Source organism: Paractinoplanes maris (assembly GCF_023544465.1).
Classification (GTDB): domain Bacteria; phylum Actinomycetota; class Actinomycetes; order Mycobacteriales; family Micromonosporaceae; genus Actinoplanes; species Actinoplanes maris.
Genome location: NZ_JALPVL010000001.1, coordinates 574,380 through 599,472 on the forward strand (window position 1 = coordinate 574,380; position 25,093 = coordinate 599,472).

A 25,093-nucleotide genomic window follows, 5' to 3' on the forward strand; every position below is an offset into this window, starting at 1 on the left:
ACGAGGGTCCGACGTTAACTAACGGACGGTTTCCCGGTCGACGCGCGCCGGCGGACCGGCATCGGCACCCGGTGCACGAGCGGGCCGGACTCCGGGCCGAGCAGCCTCTCGACCGCCTCCCAGCCGAGCTGGTAGTGCGGCAGCGAAATGCTGGTCAGCTGGGGCCGCAGCCAGGCGGCCAGCTCCGAGTCGTCGAACGAGATCACCGACACGTCGTCCGGGATCACCTGGCCGGCCTCGCGCAGGGCCTGATAGGTGCCGAGCGCGATCCGGTCGTTGAGGCAGATCAGCGCCTGCGGCCGCAGACCCTCGGCCAGGGCCCGGCTCACCGCGTCGTACGCCGAGTCGGGCCACCAGTCGCAGTCGATCATCCCCGCCAGGCGGGTGTCGGCCGAGCTCAGCCCCTCGCGGATGCCGGCCAGCCGCTCACGCCCGGCGAAGACGTGCTCGTCGGCGTTGCCGACCAGATGGATCCCGCCGCGGTGGCCGGCCTCGAGCAGGGTGACGGCCGCGTTCCAGCCGGCCGTCAGCTCGTCGGGGATGATCTGGTGCTGCGCCGGCTCGGCCCCGCGGGTCAGACAGTTGAGCAGCACGACCGGGTGCCCCTTGAGCTGCTTGGGGAGCCGCACATAGCGGGTGAACATGCTCGCGTAGACGAACGCGTCGACCTGCCGGTCGATGAGGTCGGAGACGAGCTTCTCCTCGACCACGGGGTCGCCCTCGGTCTCGCCGATGAAGAGCAGACGACCGTGGGCGACGGCCGCCGCCAGGGCACCCTGGATCGCCTTGCCCGCATAGGGATCGGAGGCCAGCGTGTCGGAGACCAGCGCGATGGTGCGGGTCACCTTGGTGCGCAGGCTCCGCGCCATGAGGTTGGGCCGATAGTCCAGCTCCTGGGCCGCCCGGAGCACCCGGCGGCGGGCGTCTTCCGAGATCCTCATGTCCAGATGGCGTCCAGCCAGGACGAAGGAGGCCGTGCTGCGGGACACGCCGGCCCGCTGTGCGACCTGGAGGAGTGTCGCCCGTTGCGGGGCCATGCCGGAAGTCTTCCACGAGTGCCGCGAAACGGGCACCATGCGTACGTTCGCAATTGCTCCGTTGACGCCCGGCGATCCGCCGTTGCACTGTCGGCTCAACCGATCCAGCGCGTGCCCCGGCGGGCGCGACGCCGCCGGGCGGCCGGAGCGTGTGCACCGACGTGTCCCGGTGAGAGCGCGCTCGGCGCGCCCCTGAGCCGCCCGGCGGGCCCGCCGAGGCCCCTGGTCACGCCGGGTGGGTGTGGTGACACCCACCCGGCGTGACACCTTCAGCCCGGGGTTACCCGTTCCTCGATGGCGTCCAACGCCGAGCTGATCGACTTGGCCACGATCACCCGGTCGAGCGCCGAGGTCCGCACGAACGCCGTGTCGGCGAGCTGGTCGAGCCAGCCCAGCAGGCCGTCGTAGAAGCCCTCGGGATCGAGCAGCACGATCGGCTTGCGGTGCAGGTCGAGGGTGGCCGTGGTCCACACCTCGAAGAGCTCGTCGAGCGTGCCGAGCCCGCCGGGCAGGGTGATGAAGGCGTCCGACCGCTCGATCATGATGTTTTTGCGGGCGCCCATGTCGTCGGTCACGATCAGCTCGTCGGAGGCCAGATCGGCCACCTCGAGGTCGACCAGCGACTGCGGGATCACGCCGAGCGTGTGGCCGCCGCCGGCCCGGGTGCCGTCGGCCACCGCGCCCATCATGCCGACGCAGCCACCGCCCGAGACCAGCGAGTGCCCGCGCGCCGCGAGCTCCTGGCCGGTGCGGGTGGCCAGGTCGAGCCACTTCTGCTCGAGGGTGCTGGAGGAGGCGCAGAAAACGCCGATGGCGGCCACGTCACCGCTGTCCGTGGGTGTCAGCGAGCGCCGCGTCGGCGTCCACGATGAGCTGGACCGCTTCGTCGACGTCGTCGGTGAGCTGGATCAGATCGAGGTCGCTTTCGCTGATCTTGCCGTCGGCCAGCAGGGTGCCCTTCATCCAGTCGAACAGGCCCGACCAGTACGCCGTGCCCATCAGGATCACCGGGAAGCGGGTCACCTTCTTGGTCTGCACCAGCGTGATCGCCTCGAACAGCTCGTCGAGCGTGCCGAAGCCGCCGGGCAGGACCACGAACGCCTGGGCGTACTTGACGAACATGGTCTTGCGGACGAAGAAGTAGCGGAAATCGATGCCGATGTCGACCCAGTCGTTGAGGCCCTGCTCGAAGGGGAGCTCGATGCCGAGCCCGACCGACATGCCGCCGGCCTCGGTCGCCCCGCGGTTGGCCGCCTCCATCACGCCGGGCCCGCCGCCGGTGATCACCGCGTAGCCGGCCTCGGCCAGCGCGGCGCCCAGAGCCGCGGCGAGCTCGCACTCCGGGCTGTCCGGCCGGCTGCGCGCCGAGCCGAAGACACTCACCGCCGGCGGCAGGTCGGCCAGGGTGTCGAAGCCCTCGACAAACTCGGAGAGGATGCGCAAGGCCCGCCAGGCGTCTTTGGTCTTCCACTCCCGCCGGTGGTGCGAATCGAGGAGTTTCTCGTCGGCCGTGCTCGGCGGGATCGACTCGCGGCGAAGCGTCACCGCGCCGCGATGACGCTCCGGCGCACCGTCACGTCGTCCGTTGGTGCTGTCCGTCATGTCTAAAAGGTAGTGCGGACGGTCAGTTACCCGGTGAACAACCGGGTGGGTTTCGGCAAGAGGATTGCGGGTGCGCGACCTTTTTGCCAGATTGAAGCAACGGACGGTAGCTCTGGAGCGTCTTCTCAGTTACCAACTCGCGGCACGCACGCACTGCGCCTGGCATGGCGGCCGGGCTTAAGGAGCCACCGTGACGACCAGATACGAGCGATTGAAGATGCAGCGTCGCATGCAGCGGCGCATCCGCCTGGTGGTCGAGGAACGCCGGATGGCGTTCGGCGCCCGGCCCCCGGCCGGCGGCGAGGTGCCGGCCGACCCGGAGGCCACGATGGAGATCCAGCCGCTGACCGTCCGGGCGATCGGGCGGGTGGCGGTCCGCCCGGCTTAGGAGGCCAGCCAGCGGTGCAGCGTGGCCGCGCCGTCGCGGATCTTGCCGATCTCGACATGCTCGTCGGGGGCGTGGGCCAGCAGCGGGTCACCGGGTCCGTAGTTGAGGGCCGGGATGCCCAGCGCCGCGAACCGGGCCACGTCGGTCCAGCCCAGCTTGGCCGCCGGCTCGGCCCCGACCGCGGTGAGGAACTCGCGGGCCGGCGCGGCCGAGAGACCGGGCAGGGCGCCGGGCGCCGAGTCGGTCAGCTCGACCTCGTAGCCCTCGAACACCTCATGGACGTGCTCGAGAGCCTGCTTCTCGGTGCGGTCGGGCGCGAAGCGCATGTTGACCTCGATCACACAGGCGTCCGGGACGACATTTCCGGCCACCCCACCGTGGATCTTGACCGCGCTGAGGCCCTCGCGATACGTACAGCCGTCGATCGTGACCGTCCGCGGCCGATAGTCCGTGAGCCGCCGCAGCAGCTCGCCCGCGGCGTGGATCGCGTTGACCCCGCGCCAGGCGCGGGCGGTGTGGGCCCGGCGGCCGGTCGTGCGGACCAGCGCCCGCAGGGTGCCCTGGCAGCCCGCCTCGACCACCCCGTACGTCGGCTCGAGCAGCACCGCGAAGTCGGCCAGCAGCCACTCGGGGTGCGCCTCGGCCACCAGGTGCAGGCCGTTGTACTTCGACTCGATCTCCTCGGCCTCGTAGAAGAGGAACGTGAGGTCGTAGCGCGGATCGGGCAGCGTGGCCGCCAGGTGCAGGGCCAGCGCGACCCCGCTCTTCATGTCGGACGTGCCGCAGCCGTAGATGAGGTCGTCGACGACGGTGGACGGGAAGTTGTCGTTGATCGGCACGGTGTCCAGGTGGCCGGCGAGCACCACTCGCTGGTCGCGCCCCAGATCCGTGCGGGCCATGACGGTGTTGCCGAGCCGGTCGACGCTGAGGTGGGACGCCTGCCGGAGCACTTCCTCCACGTGGTCGGCGATCGCCTGCTCGTGGCGGGAGACGGACTCGATGTCGACCAGGGTGCGGGTGAGCTCCACCGGGTCGACCAACACGTCCGGGGTAAGCGGGTTGGCCATAGGCCGCACGATACCGCCCGATGGTGAATCACGACCGGGCTCAGGGTTTTAGTAGGGTTCGGGCCGTGGATACTGCGATCTCGACCTCCCCCGCCTGGGGCATCGGCCTCGCCACCGTCACCGCCGAGGGGCAGGTGCTCGACACCTGGTTCCCGGCGGGCTTGCTCGGGCTGGGCGAGACGCCGGCCGAGGCGCCGGTGCTGCCGGCCGGGCTGACCGGGCCCAAGGCGCTGCCCGGCCTGTCGACGGTCGAGGTCCGCGTCACGATCGCCTCGCTGGCCGATCCGATCAAGGACGCCTCCGACGCGTACCTGCGGCTGCACCTGCTGTCGCACCGCTTCGTCGTGCCCAACTCGGTCAACCTCGACGGCATCTTCGGCGCGCTGGCCAACGTGGCCTGGACGTCGGCCGGCCCGTGCCCGCCCGACCGGGTCGACGAGCTGCGCTTCCTGGAGCGCGCCGCGGGCCGCCACCTGGCCGTCTTCGGCGTCGACAAGTTCCCGCGGATGACCGATTACGTGGTGCCCTCGGGCGTCCGGATCGCCGACGCCGACCGGGTGCGCCTCGGCGCCCACCTGGCCTCGGGCACGACGGTCATGCATGAGGGCTTCACCAACTTCAACGCCGGCACGCTGGGCACGTCGATGGTCGAGGGCCGCATCGTGCAGGGCGTCGTGGTCGGTGACAGCTCCGACATCGGCGCCGGGTCGTCCATCATGGGCACGCTCTCGGGCGGCGGCAAGGACAAGGTGCGCATCGGCGAGCGCAGCCTGCTGGGGGCCAACGCGGGCATCGGCATCTCGCTCGGCGACGACTGCGTGGTCGAGGCGGGCTGCTACATCACGGCCGGTTCCAAGATCACGCTGCCGGACGGCCGGGTGGTCAAGGCGCGCGAGCTCTCCGGGGTCGACGGCCTGCTCTTCTGGCGCAACTCGGTGACCGGCGCGCTGGAGGCCAAGCCGCGCAAGGGCACCGGCATCGAGCTGAACGCGGCCCTGCACGCGAACTCCTAGCGGAGGTACGGAGCGGCCGCCGCTTTCACGGCGGCGGTCAGCTCGTCCAGCACCTCGGAGCCGATCCGCCAGTACTGCCAGTGGAGTGGCACGTCGAGGTGCCGGCCGGGCTCGAGATCGGCGTAGCGACCGGCGGCGATGTCGTCCCGGGCGATCCACTCGGGCACCAGCCCCCAGCCCAGCCCGAGGCGGATCGCCTCGATGAACGCCGAGGCCGACGGCACGAAGTGCTCCGGCATGTCGGCCTGGTCCGGTCGGAGCCGGTGCTGCAGGCGATCCTTCCGGTCGTACCGGATCATCGCCCGGTCGTCGGGCCGGCCGACCGCGAGATAGCGCATCGCACCCAGCCGCTCGATCCGGCAGCCCTGCACCGCGGTGTCGTCGGCGGTGACTGCGGCCATGGCCGTCCCGGAGCGCAGCAGGTCGGCCGTGTAGAACTCGTCGTCGGTGTGCAGCTCGTACTGCGGGCCGGGCACGGCGGCCAGCGCCGGCAGGAACCACGTGTGCAGCGAGTCGGCGTTCACCACGATCGACACCCGGGTGCCGTCGCGCGCCTGGCCGATCGCCTCCCGTTCGAGCAGCGCCACCTGCCCGGCGAACCGCACCAGGGCCTCACCGGCCGGGGTCGCCACACACGGCTTGGCCCGGCGGACCAGCACCTGACCGACCGAGCGCTCCAACGCCTTGATCCGCTGGCTCACCGCCGAGGGCGTGACGTGCAGCTCACGCGCCGCGGCGTCGAAGCTCCCCGACTCGATGACGGCCTGGAAGGTGGCCAGCTGCGCGAAGTCCACATAAGCGATGCTAATGCAACGTCAAAATCTTTAGTTTGAGTACGACCGGCTGTCCGCTTAGCGTCGAATCCGTGCTCACCTCCGTCGTCGCCGGCTTCTTCGCGTCCGCCGTGCTCATCATCGCCATCGGCGCGCAGAACGCCTTCGTGCTCCGCCAGGGCCTGCGCCGCGAACACGTGCTCGCGGTCGTGCTCGTCTGCGCCTTCTCCGACCTGTTCCTGATCCTGGCCGGCATCGGCGGGCTGGGCGCGGTGGTCACGGCCCGGCCCGACTGGGTCACGGTGATCAAGTGGGTCGGCGCGGCCTTCCTCCTCACGTACGCCGTGCTGGCCGCCCGCCGGGCCCTGCGCCCGGCCGGACTGCAGGCCGCCGAGCGGGCGCCGGCCACCCTCGGCGCGACGCTGCTCACCTGCCTGGCGCTGACCTATCTCAACCCGCACGTCTATCTCGACACCGTGCTGCTGCTCGGCTCGGTCGCCCAGCAGCACCCACACCGCTGGTTTTTCGGGGCCGGGGCGGCGGCGGCCAGTCTGGTCTGGTTCACCGCCCTCGGCGCCGGCGCCCACCGGCTCGCGCCGCTGCTGGCCCGGCCCTCGGCCTGGCGGGTGCTGGACGGCCTGATCGCCGTGGTCATGCTGGCCGTCGCGGCCCTGCTCCTGCTCGGTTAGCTTGACCCTCTACCTGGTCGAGGCCACAGGGTCGGGGTGTGCGAGGAGACATGCGGGGTATCGGTGAGGTCGCGCGGGCCAGTGGGCTCAGCGTCAGCGCGCTGCGGTTCTACGACAGTGCGGGCGTGCTGGTGCCGGCCGAGGTCGACGCGGCCACGGGCTATCGCCGCTACCACGACGATCAGCTGCGGGCGGCCCGGCTGATCGCGGGGCTGCGCCGCGTCGGCATGCCGGTGGCCGAGATCGCCGAGGCCGTCCGCGACCTGGCCGACCCGTCCGCCCTGCGCCGCCGGCTCGACCGTCACCGGCAGCGTCTCGAGGACGGGCTGGCCGACGCCCGGCGGGAGCTCCTCCACATCCACACCCTGCTCGACCTGGAGGAGAAGCTCATGACCCGAGTCAGCCTGCCCGCCGCCCATCTGGCCGCGGCGATCGACGCCGTCCGCTTCGCCGCGGGCACCGATCCCGCGCTCCCGATGCTGCGGTGCGTGCTGCTCGACGTGACCGGCGGCGTGCTCACGCTGGTCGCGACCGACCGCTTCCGGATGGCTGTCGCGTCGGCCGACGCCGAGGTCGAGGGGCCGCCGATCCGGGCGGTGCTCCCGCTCGCCTTCGTCGACGCGTTGCGCCCGGCACTCACCGGCCACCGGGCCGTTCTCGATCTCACCCCCGATTCCGTACGGGCCGAGCCGGGCCCGCCGGCGGTCGAGCCCCTCGACATCGACTACCCCGACCACCGCCGCCTGCTCGCCGGGCTGGCCGCGCCCACCACCCGGGTCACGATCGACACGGCCGCCCTGCGCGACCGGGTGGCCGCCGCGCCGGTCGTGACGCGGGTGCATGACGGAACGCCGTACGAGATCGCGGTCCTGGCCGTTGACCCGGCGGGCGCGGTCAGCCTGGTCCCGGAGGATGCGTGGAACGGCGAAGCACACCTCGCGGTGAACCGGGAGTTCCTGTTGCAGGCGCTCGACGCGGGCGGCGCGGGCCAGCTCGTGCTGGAGCTCGACGGCCCGATCAAGCCACTCGCCGTGCGCGTCCCGGGCGACGACTCCCGCTTCTCGATCCTGATGCCGGTCCGCTCCTGACCGGCCGTGACCGGCCCGGACCGCAGCGCCGGGCCCAGGTCGCGGCGGCGTAACAATTTACGTTCTCGTCACGCGATAGGGCTTGAGTCACGTCACACCGGTGTACCAGGCACAGGAGCACTGGCTACGGTCGTCGGGTGCGCATCGGGCAGCAGTACGAGGAATCAGCCGGCGAGCGCGCCACCGGCTGGGAGTTCGCCTGGCTGGACGGGCGCGACGTGGGCTCCGAGCCCTCCTGGTCCTATCCCGCCATGGCCCGCACGCTGCTGCGACGTGCCACCTCGGCCCTCGACCTGGACACCGGCAACGGCGAGCTGCTGGCCGAGCTGGCCCCGCTGCCGCAACACACCGTCGCGGTCGAGAGCTGGGCTCGCAACACGCCCGTGGCCCGCGACCGCCTGGCCCCGCTGGCCGTCGAGGTCCGCACCGAACTGCCCGGCGGCGAGGACGAGTTCGACGTCGTCCTGAGCCGGCACGGCCGGCTCCCGGCCGACGACATCGTGCGCCTGCTGCGCCGCGACGGCACCGTGCTGAGCCAGCAGGTGGGCAGCGACGACCTGGCCGAGCTGAACGTGGCGCTGGGGGCGCCACCGGCTCACCGCGCACCCTGGAACGCCGACGTCGCGGTCTCGGCGCTGACCGCCGCCGGCCTCGAGGTCACCGACGTCCGCGAGGAACGGCCGCCGGTCACGTTCCACGACGTCGGTGCCGTGGTGCGCCAGCTTCGGGACCTGCCCTGGCAGATCCGCGACTTCTCGCCGAGGCTCTATCAGAGCGCCCTCGAACGCCTCGAGACGTTCATCCGCCTGCGGGGCGGTTTCACCGTCGCCGCCCACCGTTTCCTGGTCGAAGCCGTCCGTCCCTGAACACGACACCCCCGCACCACCACCCCCGCACCACCACCCCCGCGAGAAAGATCGGCCCATGCGCTCGTTGGTCATCGCCGTAGCCCAGCCGCCCGTCCACGCGCTTGATATCGCCGCCAACGCGGCCCGGCACGCCGCAGCGGTGCGCGCGTCCGCGGCCCGGCTGGTCGTCTTCCCCGAGATGTCGCTCACCGGTTACGACCTGGACGCCCCTCTGGTCTCGCCGGACGACCCGCGGCTGCACCCGCTGATCGAGGCGTGCGCCGCCACCGACACGATCGCGCTGGCCGGTGCGCCGGTCGCCGGTCCGCACATCGCAACCCTGCTGATCGACGGCGACGGCGCCCGGGTGGCCTATCGCAAGCTCAACCCGCACCACACCGAGTCTCGTTTCGCCCCCGGGCCGGGACCCGAGGTGATCGAGGTGGACGGCTGGCGTCTCGGCCTCGGCATCTGCCGCGACACCGGCATCGAGGAGCACGCGGCGACCCTGGCCGCGCTGGGCATCGACGCCTACGTCGCCGGGGTGGTCGACGAGCCGGCCGACGATGTCGTGCACGCCGAGCGGGCCCGGCGGATCAGTCAGGCGTACGGGGTCTGGGTGGCCATCGCCTCGGCCGCCGGCGCGACCGGCCCGGCCTATCCGGAGACCGCGGGCCGGTCGGGCATCTGGGCGCCGGACGGCAAGGTGGCCGCGCGGGCCGGCCGGGCGGTCGGCGAGATGGCGCGGGCCACCCTGTTCGCCGAGCGGCTGGCCCGCGTCTAGATTTTCCGGGCCAGCACGAGGCTCGTCCGCAGCTCCAGGTGCACCGAGCCGTCCAGCGCCGCGTCCAGGCCTTCCAGGGTGCGACGCTGTTCGTCGGGCGGGTGGCGGCGAAACGGTGAGAAGGTCTGCATCAGCTCCAGATAGCGCTGCTTGGCCAAGATCGGGTACGTGGTGAAGCGGCGCTCGTCCACCCCGGACCACAGACCGGCGGCGAGCACGTCGTCGCGCACCCAGTGCTCGGCGCGGTCGGCCACGGTCGGGTCGACCCCGCGGAGCACGTCGCTGATGGCCTTGGCCTGCCCGGGGTCGGCGTAGGCGTACTTGTGGCCGAAGACGGCGAGCGTGCCGCCCGGGGCGAGCGCGTCGAAGGCCCGGCGGTTGCGCGTCTGAGGATCCATCCAGTGCCAGGCCAGCGCGCAGGCGATCAGGCTGGGCCGCCGGTCCGGCGGCGTCCACTCCTCGAATGTCGTCACCACCACGTCGACCTGCGGGAACTTGGCTCGCAGGACGGCGGCCATGCGGGGGTCGGGCTCCAAGGCGGTCACCGGCCCGTACGCGACGAGCAGCTCGGTGCCCTTGCCGGTGCCGGCGCCGAGCTCGACGATGCCGGTGGGCGGGCCGCCGTAGTCGAGGATCGCCTGCCGCACCTCGTCCGGGTAACCGGGCCGGACTTCGTCGTAGAGCGCCGCGACCTCGCCGAAGAGCTGCCCCATGGGCCCGACGGTAACCATTAGGCTCGATCCGTGCAGCACCACACCCGGCCCGCGGGGTCGCCGCCGGCCAACGGATACAGCCATGCCGTGTCCTTCACCGGCCCGACAATCATGGTGTCGGGGCAGGTGCCGCTCGACGCGGACGGCCGGCTGGTCGGCGAGGACGACGCACTCGCGCAAACCCGCCAGGTGTTCCGGAACATCGCGGTGGCCCTGGACGCGGCCGGGGCGCGGATGTCCGACGTGGTCAAGCTGACGATCTTCCTGACCAGTCTCGCCGACCTGCCGGCCTTCCGGGCCGCCCGCGACGAGGTCATCGACCCCTCCCGGCCGCCGGCCAGCTCGCTGGTGCAGGTGGCCGGCCTGGTGCACCCGGACTTCCGGGTCGAGATCGAGGCCGTCGCGGTGCTGCCTGCCGAGTGAGACCGGTCCATCCGCACGACAGAGGTATCGCCGACAAGCCTCTTTCAGGTGAATGGCCGTCGAATTCGCCTGACCCATTGGGGGAAAGCTGCTGTTGCAGGTAGGCAAGCATCGCGATTGATGCTCGCTTTTCCCGCGCGTGGCCGCCTCCTTCCGGGGTTGCGGCCCGCCTGGGACCGTCCGGCCGCTTGAGCGGGTGGCGCGCGGCTGATAGCCGGTCGTTGTGGCTGCCTGGCGCCTCGACCAGCGCGTATGGGTGATCGCCGGCGTGCGGCGTGCGCTCGATGGCTGGGGGTCGCCGTCAGCCCTGCGGATTAGTCCGATCATCGGCAATCGGCTGACCTGCCGTTCCGGATAGGACGGTCGGAAACACGATCGCCCTCGCCCGTCGCATCGGCCATCTTTGTCGCAGCGCCGGAACGCTTCGAGCCCCGGCCACACCGGGCACCGAACAATTGACCATCGCGTCCAGGAGGCTCATCTGATGAACCGGCGCCGACCACGGACTCCGTGACCGAGCCGGTAACCCAGGGCCCGTCCGGTCACCGGGGTCGGCCTGCGGCGCGGTCCAGCTGCACCCCGCCCGCGTCCTCACCCGCGGAGCGGGAGCCTGATCCGACGGCACTGGAACCGTCCGCCAGCGGTTCGGCCGGCGAAGGCATTCCGAAATAGGTGGGGTAATGATCGAGCCCGCGGCGGGGTCCCACGCCGCGGGCTCGATCGCTGTGTGCCCCGGACGGGTTAGGCGGAAGACACGAATGCCGTCGACATTCGGTGGATGGGGATCTGGGCGCAGCGTACGGAATGCATCGGGCGCGGACATCGTGGAAACCCCTCCGGAGTGGCCGCGGGTTGGGCTCCCGGCGGCGTTACCGCAGGTCAGAGCCATGAACTGAGGGGGACGCGGGCTTACCTCTTTGGGATTAGGCCGGACAGTCGCACCTGTGCGATTTATGCGCGTAGAACCGCGGACGGAATCCCGATCACACGACCCCGGGTCGTCGGCGACCGTTATCTGACAAGAGTCCCCACCTGTCGCTGAAGAGAAAGGCGCCGCATGTGTACGAAGAAGGCACGGTCGTGATGCGGCGTGAAGCTCTGACCCGGCTTCGGGAGGGTGGTGGTTTGAACGACGGCGGCCACGAGGGCAACAGGATCTCCGACATGCACATCGAACTGGATCCGGCCGACCACGAGGAGCCCACGTGGGAGGTCCGGCACCCGGCCACTCCGCGCCGCAAGAAGGGCTGGGACCGCCGTACGAGGATGATCCTGGGCATTGCCGCGCTGCTCGCCGTCGTGGTCAACGCGGGCGCGGCCTGGTCCTACTGGCAGATCACCGGCTCGGAGGTGGCGCAGTCGACGGACGGCGCGCCGGTCGAGCTGACACTGCCGGCGCGCTCCGACTGGAACAAGACGCTGCAGCCGGGCGCGACCGGCGACCTGGTCGTCGCGGTCACCAACGACAACGGGTTCCCCATCAAGATCACGTCGTTGGCTCCGGGTGGGCGGGTGGTCGCCGACCCCCAGCACGAGAAGGCGGGGTGCCGGATCACCGGCGTACGGCTGAGTGAGCCCACCTTCGAGGTGCTGTGGGAGGTGGGCCGCAACTCGATCGGGGCCTACAACGTGCCGGGCGGGCTGACCATGCGGCGGGGGGCCGACGCGGCCTGCAAGGGCGCCACCTTCACGGTTCCGGTGCGGGTCACCGGCGTCCGCACCGACGGCTGACCGGCCCCCGGCTTCTCTTCGCCGGTTCGCGTCGACGGCTGACCGGCCCGGGATTGTCTTCGCCGGTTCGCGGCTACGGCTGACCGGCTACGGCTTGTCCGGACCGGTGTCCGCCGCGGTCGGGCGGAGATGCCGGGCGCGGTGGCCGCCGAGCAGTTCGGCGTGCACGGGCCGGTGGTGCCGGCCGGGGTGCGCGGTCAGCTCGCGGATCTCGGCCGGGACGACCACCGACGTACGCAGAACTGCGCTGGCCCGCTCGGCCGAGTCGCGCACCACGTCCTCGTCGTGGCTGGCCGTCTCGATGCCGTCGGCCACCACCCGCGCCATCGCCGCCCCATAGGTGCGGGCGTCCTGGATCTCGCGCTCGTGGATGAGGGCGGCCTCGTGCTCGCAGCGGCGGGCGATGCGGGCCTCGTTGCGTTCGTAGCCGTTGCCGCGGGAGGCGAACTTCAGGCCCACGGCGGCGCAGTCGAGCGCCACCAGCAGCAGCGTGATGCCCAGATAGAAGACGCCGACGCCCCAGAAGTCGCCGGTCACCAGGTGCCACATCGCGGCCGTCCGCGCTCCGAAGCCGGCGTCCGCCTCGACCGCCTTCTCGTTGGCCTCGCGCTGTTCGTTGATCTGCCGGGTCAGGCCGGCCTTCTCGTCGGCGCGGGCCTCGCGGGCCCGGCGCTGGGTGTCGAGCAGCCGGCCGGCTCGCACGTCGAGCGCGGCCGCCTCGTCGTCGAGCGCCCGCGACCGCCGTACGAGTTGGTCGCAGGACCCACCCGCCGGGCAGCCCGCCGCCCGGGTCACGCCGTCGCCGGCCGAGTCGTCGACCGCCTGCCGGTAGAGCTCACGGGCATCCGCACGTTTCTGCGCGGCCTGGTCGGTGAGCTGCCGCACGACGGCGTCGTCCCCGGCCGTCTCGCGGTCGAGCTGACCGAGCCGGGCCGTCCACGTGCCGACCACGCCGGTCCGGTCGATGCGGCTGAGCTGCTGGTTGTGCACCTCGTTGAGCCGGGCGTCGATCTCACCTTGATAGCGGGCGAGCATCAGCGGCTCGGTGATGAGCACCGCGAACAGCAGGGCCAGCCCGAGCCGCCCGGCGTACAGGCCGATCGTCGGCTTGCGGAGCAGGTGTCGGGGGTCGGTGGAGTCCAGCTCCTCATAGCTGATGGCGACCCGCCCGACCACCGCCCGGTCGTACGCGATCACGCCCGCCGCCACCAGCGGCCCGACCAGCCAGCGATACCAGGGGTGCTCGTAGTTGGCACTGGCGTCGATGAAGGCAGCGCCGCCGAGCGTGGCGTAGACGAAGTAGAGCAGGACGAAGACGCCGATCGCCGAATACAGCACCCGATCGGTGTGGGTGGTCACGCTGGCCGGGTTGACGTTCGCCACCCGCAGCAGCACGTCTCGGCGGCCCTTCGGCATGCAGCCGAGTCTGGCCGATCAGGAGCTGCGGCGCGCCCGAAACGGACTTTTCGGCGGGACGGACCCTATGGCGTCAGCTCGGGCTCGGTGATGGTCACCCGGACCGTGACCGAGGCCTGCACCGTCTGCGGTTGCGGGTCGATCTCGAATCCGGCCGACTCCGGCGCCCCCGCGTCGAACGCCATCGCGCGCATCATCGGCCCTGACCCACCGCCGCCCACACCCTCGTCGGCGATCTCGACCAGCTTGTCGATGCGGGCACCGACGGCCGCCGCATACTCCCGGGCGCGGGACAGCGCGTCGGTGATGGCCTCTCGCCGCACGTCGGCGCCGGCCCGGCTGCCCGGCCGCAGCTGCCACCACGGCCCGGACACCGCTGCGTGCTCGAGCGCGGCCAGCCGGAGCAGGAGCTGACCGAGCGGTTCGAAATCGGTCACGGTCACCGTCGTGGCGACGCTTCCGGTGTACGCCACCACGCGCTCACTGCCCCGCTTGAGCTCCGGGAACACCCGGACGCCGCCGGTCTCGCGCCGCTCGATCGCGTCACCCGCCTCGGCCAGCAGAGCGTGCAGCTCGGTGGAGCGCTCGAGCAACCGGGACACCACCGTGTCGCGGTCACGGTCGCGCGCCGACAGGGTGACGGAGAGAACCGCCTGCTCGGGCGGCACCTCGCGGAACGCCTCACCGCGGACGGCGATCGTGGGTTGCTCAGGCATGCCCTGACGCTACCCGGCGGGGGCACACTCCGCGTCGGCCGCGGGCCGGGCCAGCTCGGCCAGGGCATCGCGGGCGTCGGCGCTGAGCCGCTCGGTGTCGGCCGGGGTGAGCGGACCGGTCTCGGCGCTGTCGATGCGGCCACCCCGCGCATGCAGGCGGAACAGGCCTCGTGGGCCGATGATCACCCGAAGGGCCGGCTGCTCGCGGCCCTCATCGATCAGCCGATAGGCCTCGGTGATGCGGCTCCAGGCAGTGTCGAAGAGGTCGCCCCGCTCGACCAGCGGCGCCGTTGCCGCCTGCATCCGGGCGGACTCGAGTGCCTCGAGAAGGCCCGCGGCGACCCGGGCCGGGCCCAGCGCCGGCCACCAGCCGGGACGCAGGCCTATGTCGACGAATCGCCCGACCGGATCGACGACCGCGAAGGCCGTCCCGGTCCGGTCGGATCCGGTTATCCGATTTGCTGGATATGAATTCACCGGCGCTCCCCCGATCTCCGGTACGACCGAGAGTAGCGCACATCTTCGATCGCCAGAGTGCCGGATCGAGCCGGGCGAACCCCTGCTGATCAGGAACTACGGCGTGCCCGAAGCACCATGAGGACGGCGAGACCGGCGATCAGCACGAGCACTCCGACCGCCACGATCAGCAACGGTGACGGCGCGGTGTCCGGGGTGGACCGGGCGGCAGCCGGGGCGGCGACCGGAGCCCGGGACGGTGCGGGGCTCGTCTTCTTCGCGGCCCGGGGCGCGGTCAGCGCGGCGATCAAGTTCAGCTGGCCGGCGCCGTAACGGTCGTCGCGACCCTTCGGGCCCCGGTCGGTCGCGGTCGACATCAGACGGTCGACCACCTCGGGGGCCGTCATGTCGGGATAGCGGGCCCGGATCAACGCCACCGCGCCCGCGACCAGGGCGGACGAGACGCTGGTGCCGTTCGTGACGTCGTACTTGTTGCCGGGCCGGGCCACCGGGATGCCGACCCCATAGGTGACCAGGTCGACCTGGGGTCCGCGGTTGGAGAACGACGCGACGCGGTTGTCGCGCCCCACCGAGCCGACGGCGATCACGTGGGGAAAGGCGCCGGGCTCGACCACCGGGCCGCCACCGTTGCCGGCCGAGGCGACGAATACGACGTCCTTCGCGTACGCCTCGGCGATGGCGTCCGCGAGCACCCGGTCGCTGGGCAGGTTGAACGACATGTTGACAACCGTGGCGCCGTGCTCGACCGCCCACCGGATGCCGTTGGAGATCAGCAGGTCGTCGTTGACCGGGCGGATCGGCATGACCTTGCTGCGCGGGGCGACCCCGAGCAGACCGGCGCCGTCGCCGTGCCCGCGACCGGCGACAAGAGCCGCCATGCCGGTGCCGTGCGGGCCGGTGTCCACATTGTTGGTGGGTTCCTCGCGGGTCACCACCCAGCCGCCGACGGTGGCGCCGCGCAGGTCGCGGTGACTGCTGTCGACCCCCGTGTCGATCACCGCCACGGTTACCCCGGCGCCGCCCCGGCCGAGTTGCTGAGCCCGATCGAGGCGCATCGGACCGAAATACCACTGCCGGTCGCGCCAGGTGTCGGCCCGCGCGGGAACCCCGGTGAGCAGCACGACGAGCAGGGCGGCGAAGAACGCCGCGCCGGCCCGCCGTGCCGCCCCGATCATCCGCGCCGGCCGATCACGTTGGGGCCGGGGTCGTGCCAGTCGTCGTCCACCCCGGGACTGATCACGGGAGTGACGCCCTCGGCGACCTGCCACAGGTTGTCGGGCTGGAACCCAGCCGGCTCGTTGCCGGGACCCGATCGCCCGGCGCCTCGGCTGGCCGCCGCGAGGTGCCGGTCGGGTCCGACCGGGTCGTCGGGAAGCCAGTCCGGCCGGGGCGCCCGCGCGCCTCCACGCGCTCGGACACCGCCGGTCCCGCCACCCGTCGGGCCACCGCCTCTCCCGCCACCTGTGAGACCGCTTCCGCCGCCCGTCAGGCTGCTCACGCCACCTGTCAGCCCGCTTCCGCCGCCCGTCCGGCCACCGGGCGGGCCGCCGATGGCTCCCACTGCGCCCACACCGGCTCCGCCCGCAAAACCCTCCACCGAGGAACCCGAGCGCAGGTCGTCGCGGTCGTCGCCCGTTCCCCGCCGGCCGTCCCGACCACGCGCGGCCCCCGGGCCCCGCAGGCCACCGGCTGCCCCCCGGCCGACACCGGCTCCGGGTCCACCGACGCCACCCAGCTGGGGACCTCCGGCACCCCGCCCGGCACCGCCACGGCTCGGCTCGCTCTCGATGGAGCCCGCGCCAGGACGAGACGCGGCACCGCCACGACCCAATCCTCCGGCACCGCGACCACCCACAGCACCCGGTCCACCCGCACCTCGGCCACCCACCGCGCCGGGCCCACCGACACCGCGACCGACGCCCGAGCCAGAATCCCCGACACCACGGCCCACGCCCGGACTACCGACCCCACGACCCGCGCCCACGCCAGGATCCTCGACGCCACGGCCCGCGCCCGGACTGCCGATCCCACGGCCCGCGCCCGGACTACCGATCCCACGGCCCGCGCCCGCGCCTGGAGTGCCGACCCCACGACCCGCGCCCGCACCACGACCCGCGCCCGGACTGCCAACACCACGACCCGAGCCCGCGACCGGACTGCCGACACCGCGACCGGCGCCCGCGCCCGGACTACCGACCCCACGACCCGCGACCGGACTGCCGACACCGCGACCCGCGCCGGCACTGCCGACACCGCGGCTTGCGCCGGGGCTCCGGCCGATGCCCGTGCCGGGCGCTCCGATAGATCCCGGACCGCCGATGACAGCGCCGGAGGGCAGCACCCGGCTGGTGCCGGGCCCACGGCCAGTCGCGCCGAGGGCCGGCGGTCGCCCCGCACCACTGCCGGCCACCGGACCGCCGCCCGGGAAGACTCCCGGGACGGCCGGCGGCACGCCGGTCAGGGGTGGAGGCGGCGTTGGCCCGCTGGGCAGCGGACCGGCACCGCCATCACCGAATCCAGGACCGGGAAGCGTCGTAGGTGGATTGATCACTCCGGCCAGATCAGGGCCGCCGGGACGAACCCCAGCGCCGGACCCGCCGATCACGCCCGGATCAGGACCGCCGATCACGCCCGGACCAGGCACGCCGATCACGCCGGGACCAGGCACGCCGGCAGCGCCCGGATCAGGCGCGCCGATGTCGGACCCGGAAGAGCCGGGCGCGTCCGGCGCGATCGGGTCCTGCCCCGGCAATGGTGGCACCGGGTTGTGCGGCACGGTCGTGCTGATCCCGCCCCCGCCGAGTTGTCCCGAGCCCGGCCCCGTGCGCGGTGGCCACTCTTCCGGCCCCTCGACCTCGAACTGGAAAGCCTCGGGCACCTTGAGGTCGGCCACCGCGTCGGACACCGCCCGCTCCATGGCCATCATGTGCCCGCGGGCCTCTTCGTCGATCTCGTCCTCGGCGCTGTCGAACCAGCGCGGGACCAGGTCGTCACTCTTGTCCTTGTATTTCTCCCAGAGCGGCTCGACCGCTTTCTTCGCCCCGTCGAGAGCGTTCAGGATCCGGTCGAGGCCGGTCGCCGTGGTGTCGGCGTCGGTCGAAGCCGCCTCGAGCCGCACCATCAGGCGGTCGAGCTCGCTGAGGAACGCCTCGGAGGACGCATTCTCCTCCGGCGGCCAGGCGGCCACCAGCTCGGCCTTGGCCGCGGTGAGCGCCTGGTGCTGGCCGCGGATCGACGACGCCAGCCGCCGCCAGCCGAGCACCTGCTCGCGGGCCAGCTCGTCGTCCTCGTTCATGACCATCGACCAGATCCGCGGCGTGTTGAACGCGTTCCACGCCGTGCAGTAGCTGCTGGTCAGGACCGGCTCGGTCATATCGCACGCGCCGTTCCCGGCGCGATCCGCCGCTCGGCGGCCAGCCGGCGCTCCTGCGCCTCGCGGGCGGCCGCGGCCAGGGCCCCGGTGACCCAGTCGGTGCGCTCGGCCGAGCGGCTGTCCGAGGCGTCGAGCGCCGCGGCGACTTTGGCCGCCGCGTCGGCCAGGACGCGGGCCGCGGCCATGTATTCCTCGACGTTGGCCGTCGAGGCCTCCACACTGGCCGCATAACGAGCCTTTGCGGCGTGCACGCTGCCGCTGGCGTTGTTCACTCCGAAGCGCACGCCTGTCCCGAGGGACACCCGCGCGTCGGAATAGCCGGGTCCGAGCGTGCGGGACGTGTCGTCCCGCACCGTCTCGGAGAACTTGTTCAGCCCATCGGTGTCGACCCGAATGCCGTCACTCACGACCGCCTCCCCGTAGCTACGTCGTCTCGCAACGCACCGAGGGTACTGACCGCTGTCGAATTGATGAAGCCGTGAGCTACCGCATGATCACTTATTGTCCAAGGCCTGTCCTGTCGATCACGTGGGAGTGAGGCGAGGTCCAGGTGGTGGCTGGCGGCGGCCGCAGAGCGGTCGCATACCGGGGTTGTATGCGGACGTCGTCAGGCGCCGCCTGGGCCACGCCGCAGCCCCGCGTGATCGACAGGACAGGCCTTAGGTCAGACGGGCGACCGCGGCCGCCACTCTTTCGTCGGTGGCGGTCAACGCGATGCGCACCCGCCGCTCCGCCGCAGGGCCGTAGAAAGCGCCCGGAGCAGCCAGAATGCCGCGGTCGGCGAGCCAGTCGACGGTCTTCCAGCTGTCCTCGCCGCGCGACGACCACAGGTAGAGCCCGGCCTCGGAGTGGCTGATCTCGAAGCCGGCCCCGGTCAGCGCGGTGCGCAGCTGCTCGCGTCGCGCTGCGTAGAGAGCGCGCTGGGCCGTCACGTGCTCCTCGTCGCCGAGCGCGGCGATCATCGCGGCCTGCACCGGCGCCGGCACGATCATGCCGGCGTGTTTGCGGACCGCCAGCAGCTCGCGGATCAGCGCGGGGTCGCCGCCGACAAAACCCGCGCGGTAGCCGGCCAGGTTGGAGCGCTTGGAGAGCGAGTGCACCGCGAGCACGCCCGTGTAATCACCGCCGGTGACCGCGTCGTCGAGGATCGAGACCGGCTCGGTCTCCCAGCCCAGGGCCAGGTAGCACTCGTCGCTGACGACTGTCACGTTCCGCTCGCGGGCCCAGGCGACCACCTTGCGCAGGTGCTCGACCGGCAGCACCTGGCCCGTGGGGTTCGAGGGTGAGTTGATCCAGAGCAGCCGTACGCGGGAATCGGGGCCCACGGCGGTCAGCGAGTCGGACCGGACAGCCGTGCCGCCGGCCAGCCGCACCCCGACCTCATAGGTCGGGTAGCAGACCGACGGGATCACGACCTTGTCACCGGGGCCGACGCCGAGCAGCGTGGGCAGCCAGGCGACCAGCTCCTTGGAGCCGATCGTGGGCAGCACGCCGAGCTCGCCCGAGGCGTTGCAGGCCCGGGCGAGCCAATCGGCGATCGCCGCCCGCAACGCCGGCGTCCCCGCGGTCTGCGGGTAGCCGGGCGCGTCGGACGCCTCCGCGAGCGCCTGCCGGATCAGCGGCGGCACCGGATCGACGGGAGTGCCGACCGAGAGGTCGACGATCCCGTCCGGGTGTGCGGCGGCCCGGGCCTTGGCCGGCTCCAGCAGATCCCACGGGAAGTCCGGCAGGGCCGCGGAGAGCGCGCTCAGTGTGCGTCACCCCGGGGCGGCTGACCGACGATGAACGGCGTGTCCTTGTCGATCTTGCCAACCTTGGCCGCACCACCGGGCGAACCGAGATCCTCGAAGAACTCGTAGTTCGCGGTGGTGTAGTCCTTCCACTGGTCGGGGACGTCGTCCTCGTAGAAGATCGCCTCGACCGGGCACACCGGCTCACAGGCCCCGCAGTCGACGCACTCATCGGGGTGGATGTAGAGCATCCGATTGCCCTCGTAAATGCAGTCGACCGGGCATTCCTCGATGCATGCCTTGTCGAGCACATCGACGCATGGCTCAGCGATGATGTAGGTCACGGGTCTTTCCCTCCAAAGCCACGCCTGCGGGGACCGCCGGCGACAGTTGCAGAGCCTAGTATCTCCGCCGGAGGAGGTGACACGTGCTCCGTCGGCAGGATGTGGGACACCGGGTGGTGGTACGCCGAATTGTAGGCGTTTCCCAGAATCGGACGCTCTACACGGATGCCCTTGGTGAGCTGGTCGACCTCACCGAGACGGATCTCACCATCGCGACCGACAAGGGCACCGTGCGGGTGCCGCTGCGTGAGGTGCACCGGGCCAAGCGGGTGCCGCCCGCCCGCCGGCCCCCCGCGGCCGAGGTCATCGCCCTCGAGCTGGCCGCGAACGACGCCTGGCCGGCCCCGACACAGGCGCGACTGGGCCGCTGGATCCTGCGCGCGGCCGGGAACTGGACCGGCCGGGCCAACTCGGCTCTCGCCGTGGGCGATCCCGACCGTCCGCTCGAGGCTGCCATCGATGCGGTGGCGGAGTGGTATTCGGCACATGGCCAGCAAGCTTTGATCAACGCTCCGATGCCGCTCGCCGCCCCGGTCAACGCCGCCCTCGACGCCCGCGGCTGGGGCGCCCGGCCGCTCACCCTGGTGCAGACCGCTTCCGTGGCCACGCTGCTCGGTGCGTTGAAGGAGCGGCACGATCTGCCGCCGGTCGAGCTGGCCGACAGCCCCGGCGACGACTGGCTGGCGATGGTGGCCGAGCACAAGGGCACGCTGCCGGCCGCCGCGGCCCGCATCCTCACCGGGCCGGCCGAGGTGACCTTCGCCCAGGTGCACGACGCCGACGGTGAGCTGCTGGCGATCGGCCGGGGCGCGGTCACCGGCCCCGACCGTTGGCTCGGCGTGGCGCTGGTGCAGACAGCCCCGCACGCCCGGCGCCAGGGCATCGCCCAGCACGTGCTGCGGGAGCTGACCCAGTGGGGCTCGCAGCACGGCAGCAGCCGGGTCTATCTGCAGGTCGAGGAGCGCAACGCGGCCGCGGTCGCGCTCTATGGCCGGGTGGGCTTCACGACCCACCACACCTACCTGACCCGGGAGGCGCCGCCCGCTTAGCGGCGGACGATCCGGCGCGGCTTGGCCTGCCGCTGCTGGGTGTAGGCCTGCAGCGACCGCGACCGGTAATCGTGGGCCATGGCCACCGACACCCAGTAGCCGACCAGCGTGCCGCCGCCGGCAAAGGCGAGGTAGAGGGCGAACTGCGCGAAGAAGTTGTCGGAGCCCCCGGCGAACGGCTGGTCGCCGCTCACGAACGGTCCGACCAGGAGGGTCAGCAGCATCGCGCCGCCCACGCCGAGCACCCAGTCGGGGACGAGCCACTCCGACGGCGGCCGGCGATGCGACGCCATGAACGCGTAGACGGCGAGCACCACGCCGATCACCGAGAACATGACGATCGTGGTGCGAGTCTCCGCCGCGTCGTTGTCGTCGAACGCGAACCGGGTGACCAGCCGGGCCACCACATTGATCACGAACAGACCGACCGCGAGCGCCGCGATCGGGAACCAGCGCTGCTGCCTCATATCCCCTCCCGGGGGCTGACCCGGCGGCTCACTCACCGCCGCAGACGAACCGTGGCTCGGGATCGTAGCGCCAAGTGAACTTCTCGCGCTCGATCTCCCGGCCATCCTTGCGGATGACGCGCCACGCGTCCTGGGTGAAGCCTGGCAGTCCGCTGGAAGTTATGCATTTGGGGCCGGCGTCGCGATGCACGGTGGACGGGCTCGTCACGTTGCGCCGGGGACCGTAGACGGTCTTGACGCTGTCGTAGACCTTGGTGCTCCACATCGAGACGGTCACCGAGCGCCCGGTCGTCGCGGTGTCGATCAGAATCCCGTACGGGGTGGTGTTCTTGAATCTGAGGTCGAGCGTCGGATAGAAGATCGTCGACTCGATGACCGACGGGTAGCGCGAGAAGTAGAACGAGTGCGGCTTGTGCTCGACGTCCTCGAGACCCGCGTAGTAGGCGGCGTTGAACAGCGTCGTGGTGAACTGCGACGCACCGCCCCCGACGCCCGGCTCGAGCACACCGTTGACGATCACCGGCGCGTCCTTGTAGCCCTTGGCGTAGTCGCGCTCGCCGGTGTGCCCGTTGAGCGAGAAGGTCGCGCCGGGCCGCACGATCGCGCCGTCCACCGCCTGGGCCACGGTGATGATGTTCTGGCTGCGCGGCGAGCTGCGGCCACCGGTGAAATAGGTGGTGAAGGTGGAGACCCGCTCCTTGATGCCGAGCTTGGTCACGTCGGCCCGGCTGGTGGCGTGCTCGGCCTCGGTGAGCACCCCGGCCACCGCGCGCGGGGCCGGGCCGGTCAGCACGGTGAGCAGCTCGGGAGCCAGCTTGGTGACGTCGACCAGGCGGCCGGGCGCGCCCGCGACGACCTGAGGCCGGCCGTTGGTCAGCCGGACGGTGGCGGGCTGGGCGGCCGTCTCGACCTTGCCGAACTCGGCCCGGCCGGCGGCGCGCAGCTGGGCGCCGTCGATCGCCGGGGTCAGCCGGCCCGCCGCGTCCGAGCGGAAGACCAGTCCCTTGGCCAAGGCCGCCGGGGTGAGCCGGAACGACCTGCCCCCGACGGTGACGGTGACCGGGGCGGCGACGGCCGGCTTGGCGACCTCGGTGATCAGCCCGTCGACCTGGGCGTCGGTCATCGCCGGGGCCCGCGTGGTCAGCGGCACGTCGGCCACCTGAGCGGCCGGCCACGCCCTGGTCACGCGCTCGGCGGCGACGGCACCGTCCAGGTCGAGACCGGCTTTCGGGTACGAGGCCACGGGCGTCACGCCCTGGAAGGTGATCGCCGGTTTCTTCACGGTGACGCGCTCGGGATCCACGAACTTGCGGAGCGCGGCCTCGAGCTTGGCCTGCTCGACGCGTACGACCGGGGTGATGTCTTTGATCCCCCACAGTCGCGGGCCGCCGGTGGCCGCGGCGTCAACGGTCGCCGGCACGTCCAACGCGAGACCGACCGCCTCCGGCTTGACCGTCACGTCCTTGCCGTCGAGGCGGACCCGGGCCGGTTGCGCGGCCCGCGAAGCCACGTGCTCGCCGAGCGCCTTTTCGGCCTCGGCCCTGGTCAGAGCACCCAGATCAAGACCGAGCACCTCAGTGCCCCGCGGGATGTCACCGGCCGTGGCGTAAGCCCCGGCGCCTCCGGCGGCGACCACCAGAAGCCCGGCCACCCCGGCCGCGACCAGCCACTTCCGGCCTGACCGCTCCGGCGCCGGATCGGGCTCGGCCGGTGGCAGCCGCTCCTCGGGCGGGGCGTCGCGCTGGGCCGGCATCACGACGGTTTCCGAGCTCATCGGCAGCGGCACTGTGGCGTCCGCCCCATCGGGGACCACAACGCGGCCGTCCGGTCCCTCGTTGAGGATGACGGTGTCGTCCGGCCTCGCGCCCTCATGCCTGGAAGTCACGTGCTCACCTCACCGCTCGGGGCACCGCTCAGGGGAGACGGCGCTTCAAGATCAGGCGATAGGAGTAGACAGCATAGGTCAGGCTTCCGGCCAGGATCGTTACCAGAGCGACCCAGTTCTCGCCGCCCAGCAGGTAATCGCCCTCGCTCGTGCGCACGCCCGCGGCGAAGAGCATGAGCAGCGTCCACAGCGCCCACGGCGGGGCCAGTGACCAGCGGCGACGGGTCGTGGTGACGGCGAACCAGGAGATGGCGTAATTGAGCACCACGGCCAGCACGACCGACAGCCACAGCAACGGACCGCCACCCGAGCCGATCGGGTCGCCCCGCCACACCGACACCACGTCACCGGCCCGCAGCGTGCTCAGGATGATCTCGAGGAAGCCGGTGACCAGGGCGGCCACGATCGCGATGACGACGCCGGCGACCCGGACGACCTGGTCCCAGCCCGCCCACGGCTCGCGCGCCTTCTCCTCGTACGTCTCGGGGGACGGCTCCTGATGGTGAACGTCGGCGGTCATCGGGAGGCCGCGTCCGATATCGCCGGCTGTTCGAGGTCGAGACCGCCGAACAGGTCGCTCTCCCAGTTGTGCGGGCCCTCGCCCGGACCGCGCGAACCCTTGGCGATGGTGAAGTACTCCACCCCCATGAACTCGCCGCCGAAGTCGCCGGCGATCCCGTAGAGCCAGGAGTCGTCGGGGATCTGGGTGGCGTGCGCCTTCATCGCCGCGACCTTCTGCTGGTAATAGTCGGTGCCGTCGACACGCGCGGCGATCTCGTCGTCCGGGTGACCGAACGGCAGGTCCTCGACCTTCTCCACATCGGCGAACGGGTTGTCGGCGAGCTCGCGGAAGGCCTCCATGCCGTCGCGCAGCACGCTCAGCGGCATCGCCGTCCAGTAGATCTTCTGCGGGGCGTCGTCGCCGGCCAGCTCGGCCGCGCGCATGGCGACCCGGTGGGCCTGGATGTGGTCGGGATGGCCGTAGAAGCCGTTCGGGTCATAGGTGATCATGACCTGGGGCCGGACCTCGCGGATGACCTCGACCAGCAGGGCGGCCGCCGCGTCGACGTCGGCCCGCCAGAACGCGCGCTCGTGGTCGTTGGTGGGCAGGCCCATCATGCCGGAGTCGCGGAACCGGCCGGCGCCGCCGAGGAAGCGGTGGTCGGTGACGCCGAGCGCGGCGCACGCGCGCGACAGCTCGACCAGCCGATAGCCGCCGAGCTGGTCGGCCTGGGCCGCCTCGAGCTGCGCCAGCTCGGGGACGTGGATCTCGCCCTCCTCCCCGAGAGTGCAGGTCACGAGCGTCACGTGGGCGCCGGAGGCGGCGTAGTGGGCCATCGTGGCCCCGGTGCCGGTGACCTCGTCGTCGGGGTGAGCATGCACCAGCAGGAGCCGGCGGGCGGGCAGGGCGTCAGTCACGCGCGCAATGCTACGCGGGATCTTCTGCGGCATTCCGGGACGCCGTGCCCGGTTTGGGGCG

At 71.9% G+C, this 25,093-nt stretch carries 27 protein-coding genes; 9 read left to right on the forward strand and 18 right to left on the reverse strand.

Annotated elements, in window-relative coordinates:
• Positions 1-14: 14 nt before the first annotated feature.
• From NAG42_RS02725 to NAG42_RS02735, 3 genes are all read right to left on the reverse strand, one after another.
• Positions 15-1,076 (reverse strand): LacI family DNA-binding transcriptional regulator, encoded by a 1,062-nt coding sequence (locus NAG42_RS02725; RefSeq protein ID WP_308201099.1) that lies wholly within the window; start codon positions 1,074-1,076, stop codon positions 15-17.
• 230 nt (positions 1,077-1,306) lie between these two features.
• Complete coding sequence (locus NAG42_RS02730) at positions 1,307-1,858, reverse strand: LOG family protein (RefSeq protein ID WP_250027600.1); 552 nt, start codon at positions 1,856-1,858, stop codon at positions 1,307-1,309.
• A 1-nt stretch (position 1,859) separates the two neighbouring features.
• Positions 1,860-2,639, reverse strand: coding sequence for an LOG family protein (locus NAG42_RS02735; RefSeq protein ID WP_250027601.1), 780 nt, complete (start codon positions 2,637-2,639; stop codon positions 1,860-1,862).
• A gap of 190 nt (positions 2,640-2,829) precedes the next feature.
• Here NAG42_RS02735 and NAG42_RS02740 point away from each other — a divergent pair, with 190 nt between their 5' ends.
• On the forward strand, positions 2,830-3,027 hold the full coding sequence (locus NAG42_RS02740) for a hypothetical protein (RefSeq protein WP_250027602.1): 198 nt from the start codon (positions 2,830-2,832) through the stop codon (positions 3,025-3,027).
• On the opposite strand, the gene dapE is transcribed toward NAG42_RS02740, so the two are convergent.
• Positions 3,024-4,094 carry a succinyl-diaminopimelate desuccinylase gene (dapE, locus tag NAG42_RS02745; protein ID WP_250027603.1) on the reverse strand — a complete coding sequence of 357 codons (1,071 nt, stop codon included), beginning with the start codon at positions 4,092-4,094 and terminating at the stop codon, positions 3,024-3,026. The genes NAG42_RS02740 and dapE overlap by 4 nt on opposite strands.
• A gap of 20 nt (positions 4,095-4,114) precedes the next feature.
• Between dapE and dapD the strand changes: the two genes are divergently transcribed.
• Positions 4,115-5,107 (forward strand): 2,3,4,5-tetrahydropyridine-2,6-dicarboxylate N-succinyltransferase, encoded by a 993-nt coding sequence (gene dapD, locus NAG42_RS02750; protein ID WP_438872349.1) that lies wholly within the window; start codon positions 4,115-4,117, stop codon positions 5,105-5,107.
• Here the strand turns inward: dapD and NAG42_RS02755 are convergent.
• Entirely contained in the window at positions 5,104-5,901 is a 798-nt protein-coding gene (locus tag NAG42_RS02755) for a LysR family transcriptional regulator ArgP (RefSeq protein ID WP_250027605.1), read from the reverse strand. The genes dapD and NAG42_RS02755 overlap by 4 nt on opposite strands.
• A gap of 71 nt (positions 5,902-5,972) precedes the next feature.
• Here NAG42_RS02755 and NAG42_RS02760 point away from each other — a divergent pair, with 71 nt between their 5' ends.
• The 4 genes from NAG42_RS02760 (at position 5,973) to NAG42_RS02775 (ending at position 9,289) form a co-directional block, all read left to right on the forward strand.
• Complete coding sequence (locus NAG42_RS02760; RefSeq protein ID WP_250027606.1) at positions 5,973-6,569, forward strand: LysE/ArgO family amino acid transporter; 597 nt, start codon at positions 5,973-5,975, stop codon at positions 6,567-6,569.
• Between the two features lie 50 nt (positions 6,570-6,619).
• On the forward strand, positions 6,620-7,657 hold the full coding sequence (locus NAG42_RS02765) for a DNA polymerase III subunit beta family protein (RefSeq protein ID WP_250027607.1): 1,038 nt from the start codon (positions 6,620-6,622) through the stop codon (positions 7,655-7,657).
• Positions 7,658-7,794: 137 nt separating this feature from the next.
• The gene (locus NAG42_RS02770) at positions 7,795-8,523 is read left to right on the forward strand and encodes a class I SAM-dependent methyltransferase (protein ID WP_250027608.1); all 729 of its coding nucleotides are present in this window, start codon (positions 7,795-7,797) and stop codon (positions 8,521-8,523) included.
• Between the two features lie 58 nt (positions 8,524-8,581).
• Positions 8,582-9,289 carry a carbon-nitrogen hydrolase family protein gene (locus NAG42_RS02775; protein WP_250027610.1) on the forward strand — a complete coding sequence of 236 codons (708 nt, stop codon included), beginning with the start codon at positions 8,582-8,584 and terminating at the stop codon, positions 9,287-9,289.
• Here the strand turns inward: NAG42_RS02775 and NAG42_RS02780 are convergent.
• Positions 9,286-10,002, reverse strand: a complete 717-nt coding sequence (locus NAG42_RS02780; protein WP_250027611.1) for a class I SAM-dependent methyltransferase — start codon at positions 10,000-10,002, stop codon at positions 9,286-9,288. The two genes, NAG42_RS02775 and NAG42_RS02780, sit on opposite strands and share 4 nt — an antisense overlap.
• A 30-nt stretch (positions 10,003-10,032) precedes the next feature.
• On the opposite strand from NAG42_RS02780, the gene NAG42_RS02785 reads away from it, so the two are divergent.
• On the forward strand, positions 10,033-10,425 hold the full coding sequence (locus NAG42_RS02785; protein ID WP_250027613.1) for a RidA family protein: 393 nt from the start codon (positions 10,033-10,035) through the stop codon (positions 10,423-10,425).
• 1,164 nt (positions 10,426-11,589) lie between these two features.
• Positions 11,590-12,156 carry a type 2 periplasmic-binding domain-containing protein gene (locus NAG42_RS02790; RefSeq protein ID WP_250027615.1) on the forward strand — a complete coding sequence of 189 codons (567 nt, stop codon included), beginning with the start codon at positions 11,590-11,592 and terminating at the stop codon, positions 12,154-12,156.
• An 87-nt stretch (positions 12,157-12,243) separates the two neighbouring features.
• Here the strand turns inward: NAG42_RS02790 and NAG42_RS02795 are convergent, their stop codons facing one another.
• The 8 genes from NAG42_RS02795 to fdxA all read right to left on the reverse strand — a co-directional run bounded on the left by NAG42_RS02795 (position 12,244) and on the right by fdxA (position 20,212).
• Positions 12,244-13,572 (reverse strand): DUF4407 domain-containing protein, encoded by a 1,329-nt coding sequence (locus NAG42_RS02795; RefSeq protein ID WP_250027617.1) that lies wholly within the window; start codon positions 13,570-13,572, stop codon positions 12,244-12,246.
• A 65-nt stretch (positions 13,573-13,637) separates the two neighbouring features.
• Entirely contained in the window at positions 13,638-14,288 is a 651-nt protein-coding gene (locus NAG42_RS02800; RefSeq protein WP_250027619.1) for an SIMPL domain-containing protein, read from the reverse strand.
• Positions 14,289-14,297: 9 nt separating this feature from the next.
• Positions 14,298-14,765, reverse strand: a complete 468-nt coding sequence (locus NAG42_RS02805) for a hypothetical protein (RefSeq protein ID WP_250027621.1) — start codon at positions 14,763-14,765, stop codon at positions 14,298-14,300.
• Between the two features lie 89 nt (positions 14,766-14,854).
• A complete protein-coding gene (locus NAG42_RS02810) occupies positions 14,855-15,940 on the reverse strand; it encodes a S8 family peptidase (RefSeq protein ID WP_250027623.1) in 1,086 nt (361 codons plus the stop codon).
• The gene (locus NAG42_RS43885) at positions 15,937-18,138 is read right to left on the reverse strand and encodes a hypothetical protein (protein WP_284044690.1); all 2,202 of its coding nucleotides are present in this window, start codon (positions 18,136-18,138) and stop codon (positions 15,937-15,939) included. Before NAG42_RS43885 ends, NAG42_RS02810 begins: the two co-directional genes overlap by 4 nt.
• A complete protein-coding gene (locus NAG42_RS02820) occupies positions 18,135-18,545 on the reverse strand; it encodes a hypothetical protein (RefSeq protein ID WP_250027625.1) in 411 nt (136 codons plus the stop codon). The genes NAG42_RS43885 and NAG42_RS02820 overlap by 4 nt, the downstream gene beginning before the upstream one ends.
• Before the next feature lie 252 nt (positions 18,546-18,797).
• A complete protein-coding gene (dapC, locus tag NAG42_RS02825; protein WP_250028331.1) occupies positions 18,798-19,889 on the reverse strand; it encodes a succinyldiaminopimelate transaminase in 1,092 nt (363 codons plus the stop codon).
• Positions 19,886-20,212: a ferredoxin gene (fdxA, locus tag NAG42_RS02830; RefSeq protein ID WP_221375661.1), complete on the reverse strand. Its 327-nt coding sequence runs from the start codon at positions 20,210-20,212 to the stop codon at positions 19,886-19,888. The genes dapC and fdxA overlap by 4 nt, the downstream gene beginning before the upstream one ends.
• Positions 20,213-20,295: 83 nt before the next feature.
• Between fdxA and NAG42_RS02835 the strand changes: the two genes are divergently transcribed.
• Positions 20,296-21,261, forward strand: a complete 966-nt coding sequence (locus NAG42_RS02835; protein WP_250027626.1) for a GNAT family N-acetyltransferase — start codon at positions 20,296-20,298, stop codon at positions 21,259-21,261.
• Here NAG42_RS02835 and NAG42_RS02840 read toward each other — a convergent pair.
• The 4 genes from NAG42_RS02840 to mshB are packed head-to-tail and all read right to left on the reverse strand — an operon-like array spanning position 21,258 to position 25,065.
• On the reverse strand, positions 21,258-21,728 hold the full coding sequence (locus tag NAG42_RS02840; protein WP_250027628.1) for a hypothetical protein: 471 nt from the start codon (positions 21,726-21,728) through the stop codon (positions 21,258-21,260). The genes NAG42_RS02835 and NAG42_RS02840 overlap by 4 nt on opposite strands.
• 28 nt (positions 21,729-21,756) lie before the next feature.
• Positions 21,757-23,613, reverse strand: a complete 1,857-nt coding sequence (locus NAG42_RS02845) for a VanW family protein (protein ID WP_250027630.1) — start codon at positions 23,611-23,613, stop codon at positions 21,757-21,759.
• A 28-nt stretch (positions 23,614-23,641) separates the two neighbouring features.
• Positions 23,642-24,133 carry a hypothetical protein gene (locus NAG42_RS02850; RefSeq protein ID WP_250027632.1) on the reverse strand — a complete coding sequence of 164 codons (492 nt, stop codon included), beginning with the start codon at positions 24,131-24,133 and terminating at the stop codon, positions 23,642-23,644.
• On the reverse strand, positions 24,130-25,065 hold the full coding sequence (mshB, locus tag NAG42_RS02855) for an N-acetyl-1-D-myo-inositol-2-amino-2-deoxy-alpha-D-glucopyranoside deacetylase (protein WP_250027633.1): 936 nt from the start codon (positions 25,063-25,065) through the stop codon (positions 24,130-24,132). Before mshB ends, NAG42_RS02850 begins: the two co-directional genes overlap by 4 nt.
• Positions 25,066-25,093: the final 28 nt, after the last annotated feature.

What these genes read in the sequence shown, in the direction of transcription:
- NAG42_RS02765 (WP_250027607.1), top strand. Translation starts at nt 6,620, where the DNA reads ATGCGGGGTATCGGTGAGGTCGCGCGGGCCAGTGGGCTCAGCGTCAGC.
- dapE (WP_250027603.1), bottom strand. Translation starts at nt 4,094, where the DNA reads ATGGCCAACCCGCTTACCCCGGACGTGTTGGTCGACCCGGTGGAGCTC.
- NAG42_RS02810 (WP_250027623.1), bottom strand. Translation starts at nt 15,940, where the DNA reads ATGATCGGGGCGGCACGGCGGGCCGGCGCGGCGTTCTTCGCCGCCCTG.
- NAG42_RS02790 (WP_250027615.1), top strand. Translation starts at nt 11,590, where the DNA reads ATGCACATCGAACTGGATCCGGCCGACCACGAGGAGCCCACGTGGGAG.
- NAG42_RS02780 (WP_250027611.1), bottom strand. Translation starts at nt 10,002, where the DNA reads ATGGGGCAGCTCTTCGGCGAGGTCGCGGCGCTCTACGACGAAGTCCGG.
- NAG42_RS02795 (WP_250027617.1), bottom strand. Translation starts at nt 13,572, where the DNA reads ATGCCGAAGGGCCGCCGAGACGTGCTGCTGCGGGTGGCGAACGTCAAC.
- dapD (WP_438872349.1), top strand. Translation starts at nt 4,115, where the DNA reads ATGGTGAATCACGACCGGGCTCAGGGTTTTAGTAGGGTTCGGGCCGTG.
- NAG42_RS02800 (WP_250027619.1), bottom strand. Translation starts at nt 14,288, where the DNA reads ATGCCTGAGCAACCCACGATCGCCGTCCGCGGTGAGGCGTTCCGCGAG.
- NAG42_RS02725 (WP_308201099.1), bottom strand. Translation starts at nt 1,076, where the DNA reads ATGGTGCCCGTTTCGCGGCACTCGTGGAAGACTTCCGGCATGGCCCCG.
- NAG42_RS02735 (WP_250027601.1), bottom strand. Translation starts at nt 2,639, where the DNA reads ATGACGGACAGCACCAACGGACGACGTGACGGTGCGCCGGAGCGTCAT.
- NAG42_RS43885 (WP_284044690.1), bottom strand. Translation starts at nt 18,138, where the DNA reads ATGACCGAGCCGGTCCTGACCAGCAGCTACTGCACGGCGTGGAACGCG.
- NAG42_RS02840 (WP_250027628.1), bottom strand. Translation starts at nt 21,728, where the DNA reads ATGAGGCAGCAGCGCTGGTTCCCGATCGCGGCGCTCGCGGTCGGTCTG.
- mshB (WP_250027633.1), bottom strand. Translation starts at nt 25,065, where the DNA reads ATGCCGCAGAAGATCCCGCGTAGCATTGCGCGCGTGACTGACGCCCTG.
- NAG42_RS02850 (WP_250027632.1), bottom strand. Translation starts at nt 24,133, where the DNA reads ATGACCGCCGACGTTCACCATCAGGAGCCGTCCCCCGAGACGTACGAG.
- NAG42_RS02775 (WP_250027610.1), top strand. Translation starts at nt 8,582, where the DNA reads ATGCGCTCGTTGGTCATCGCCGTAGCCCAGCCGCCCGTCCACGCGCTT.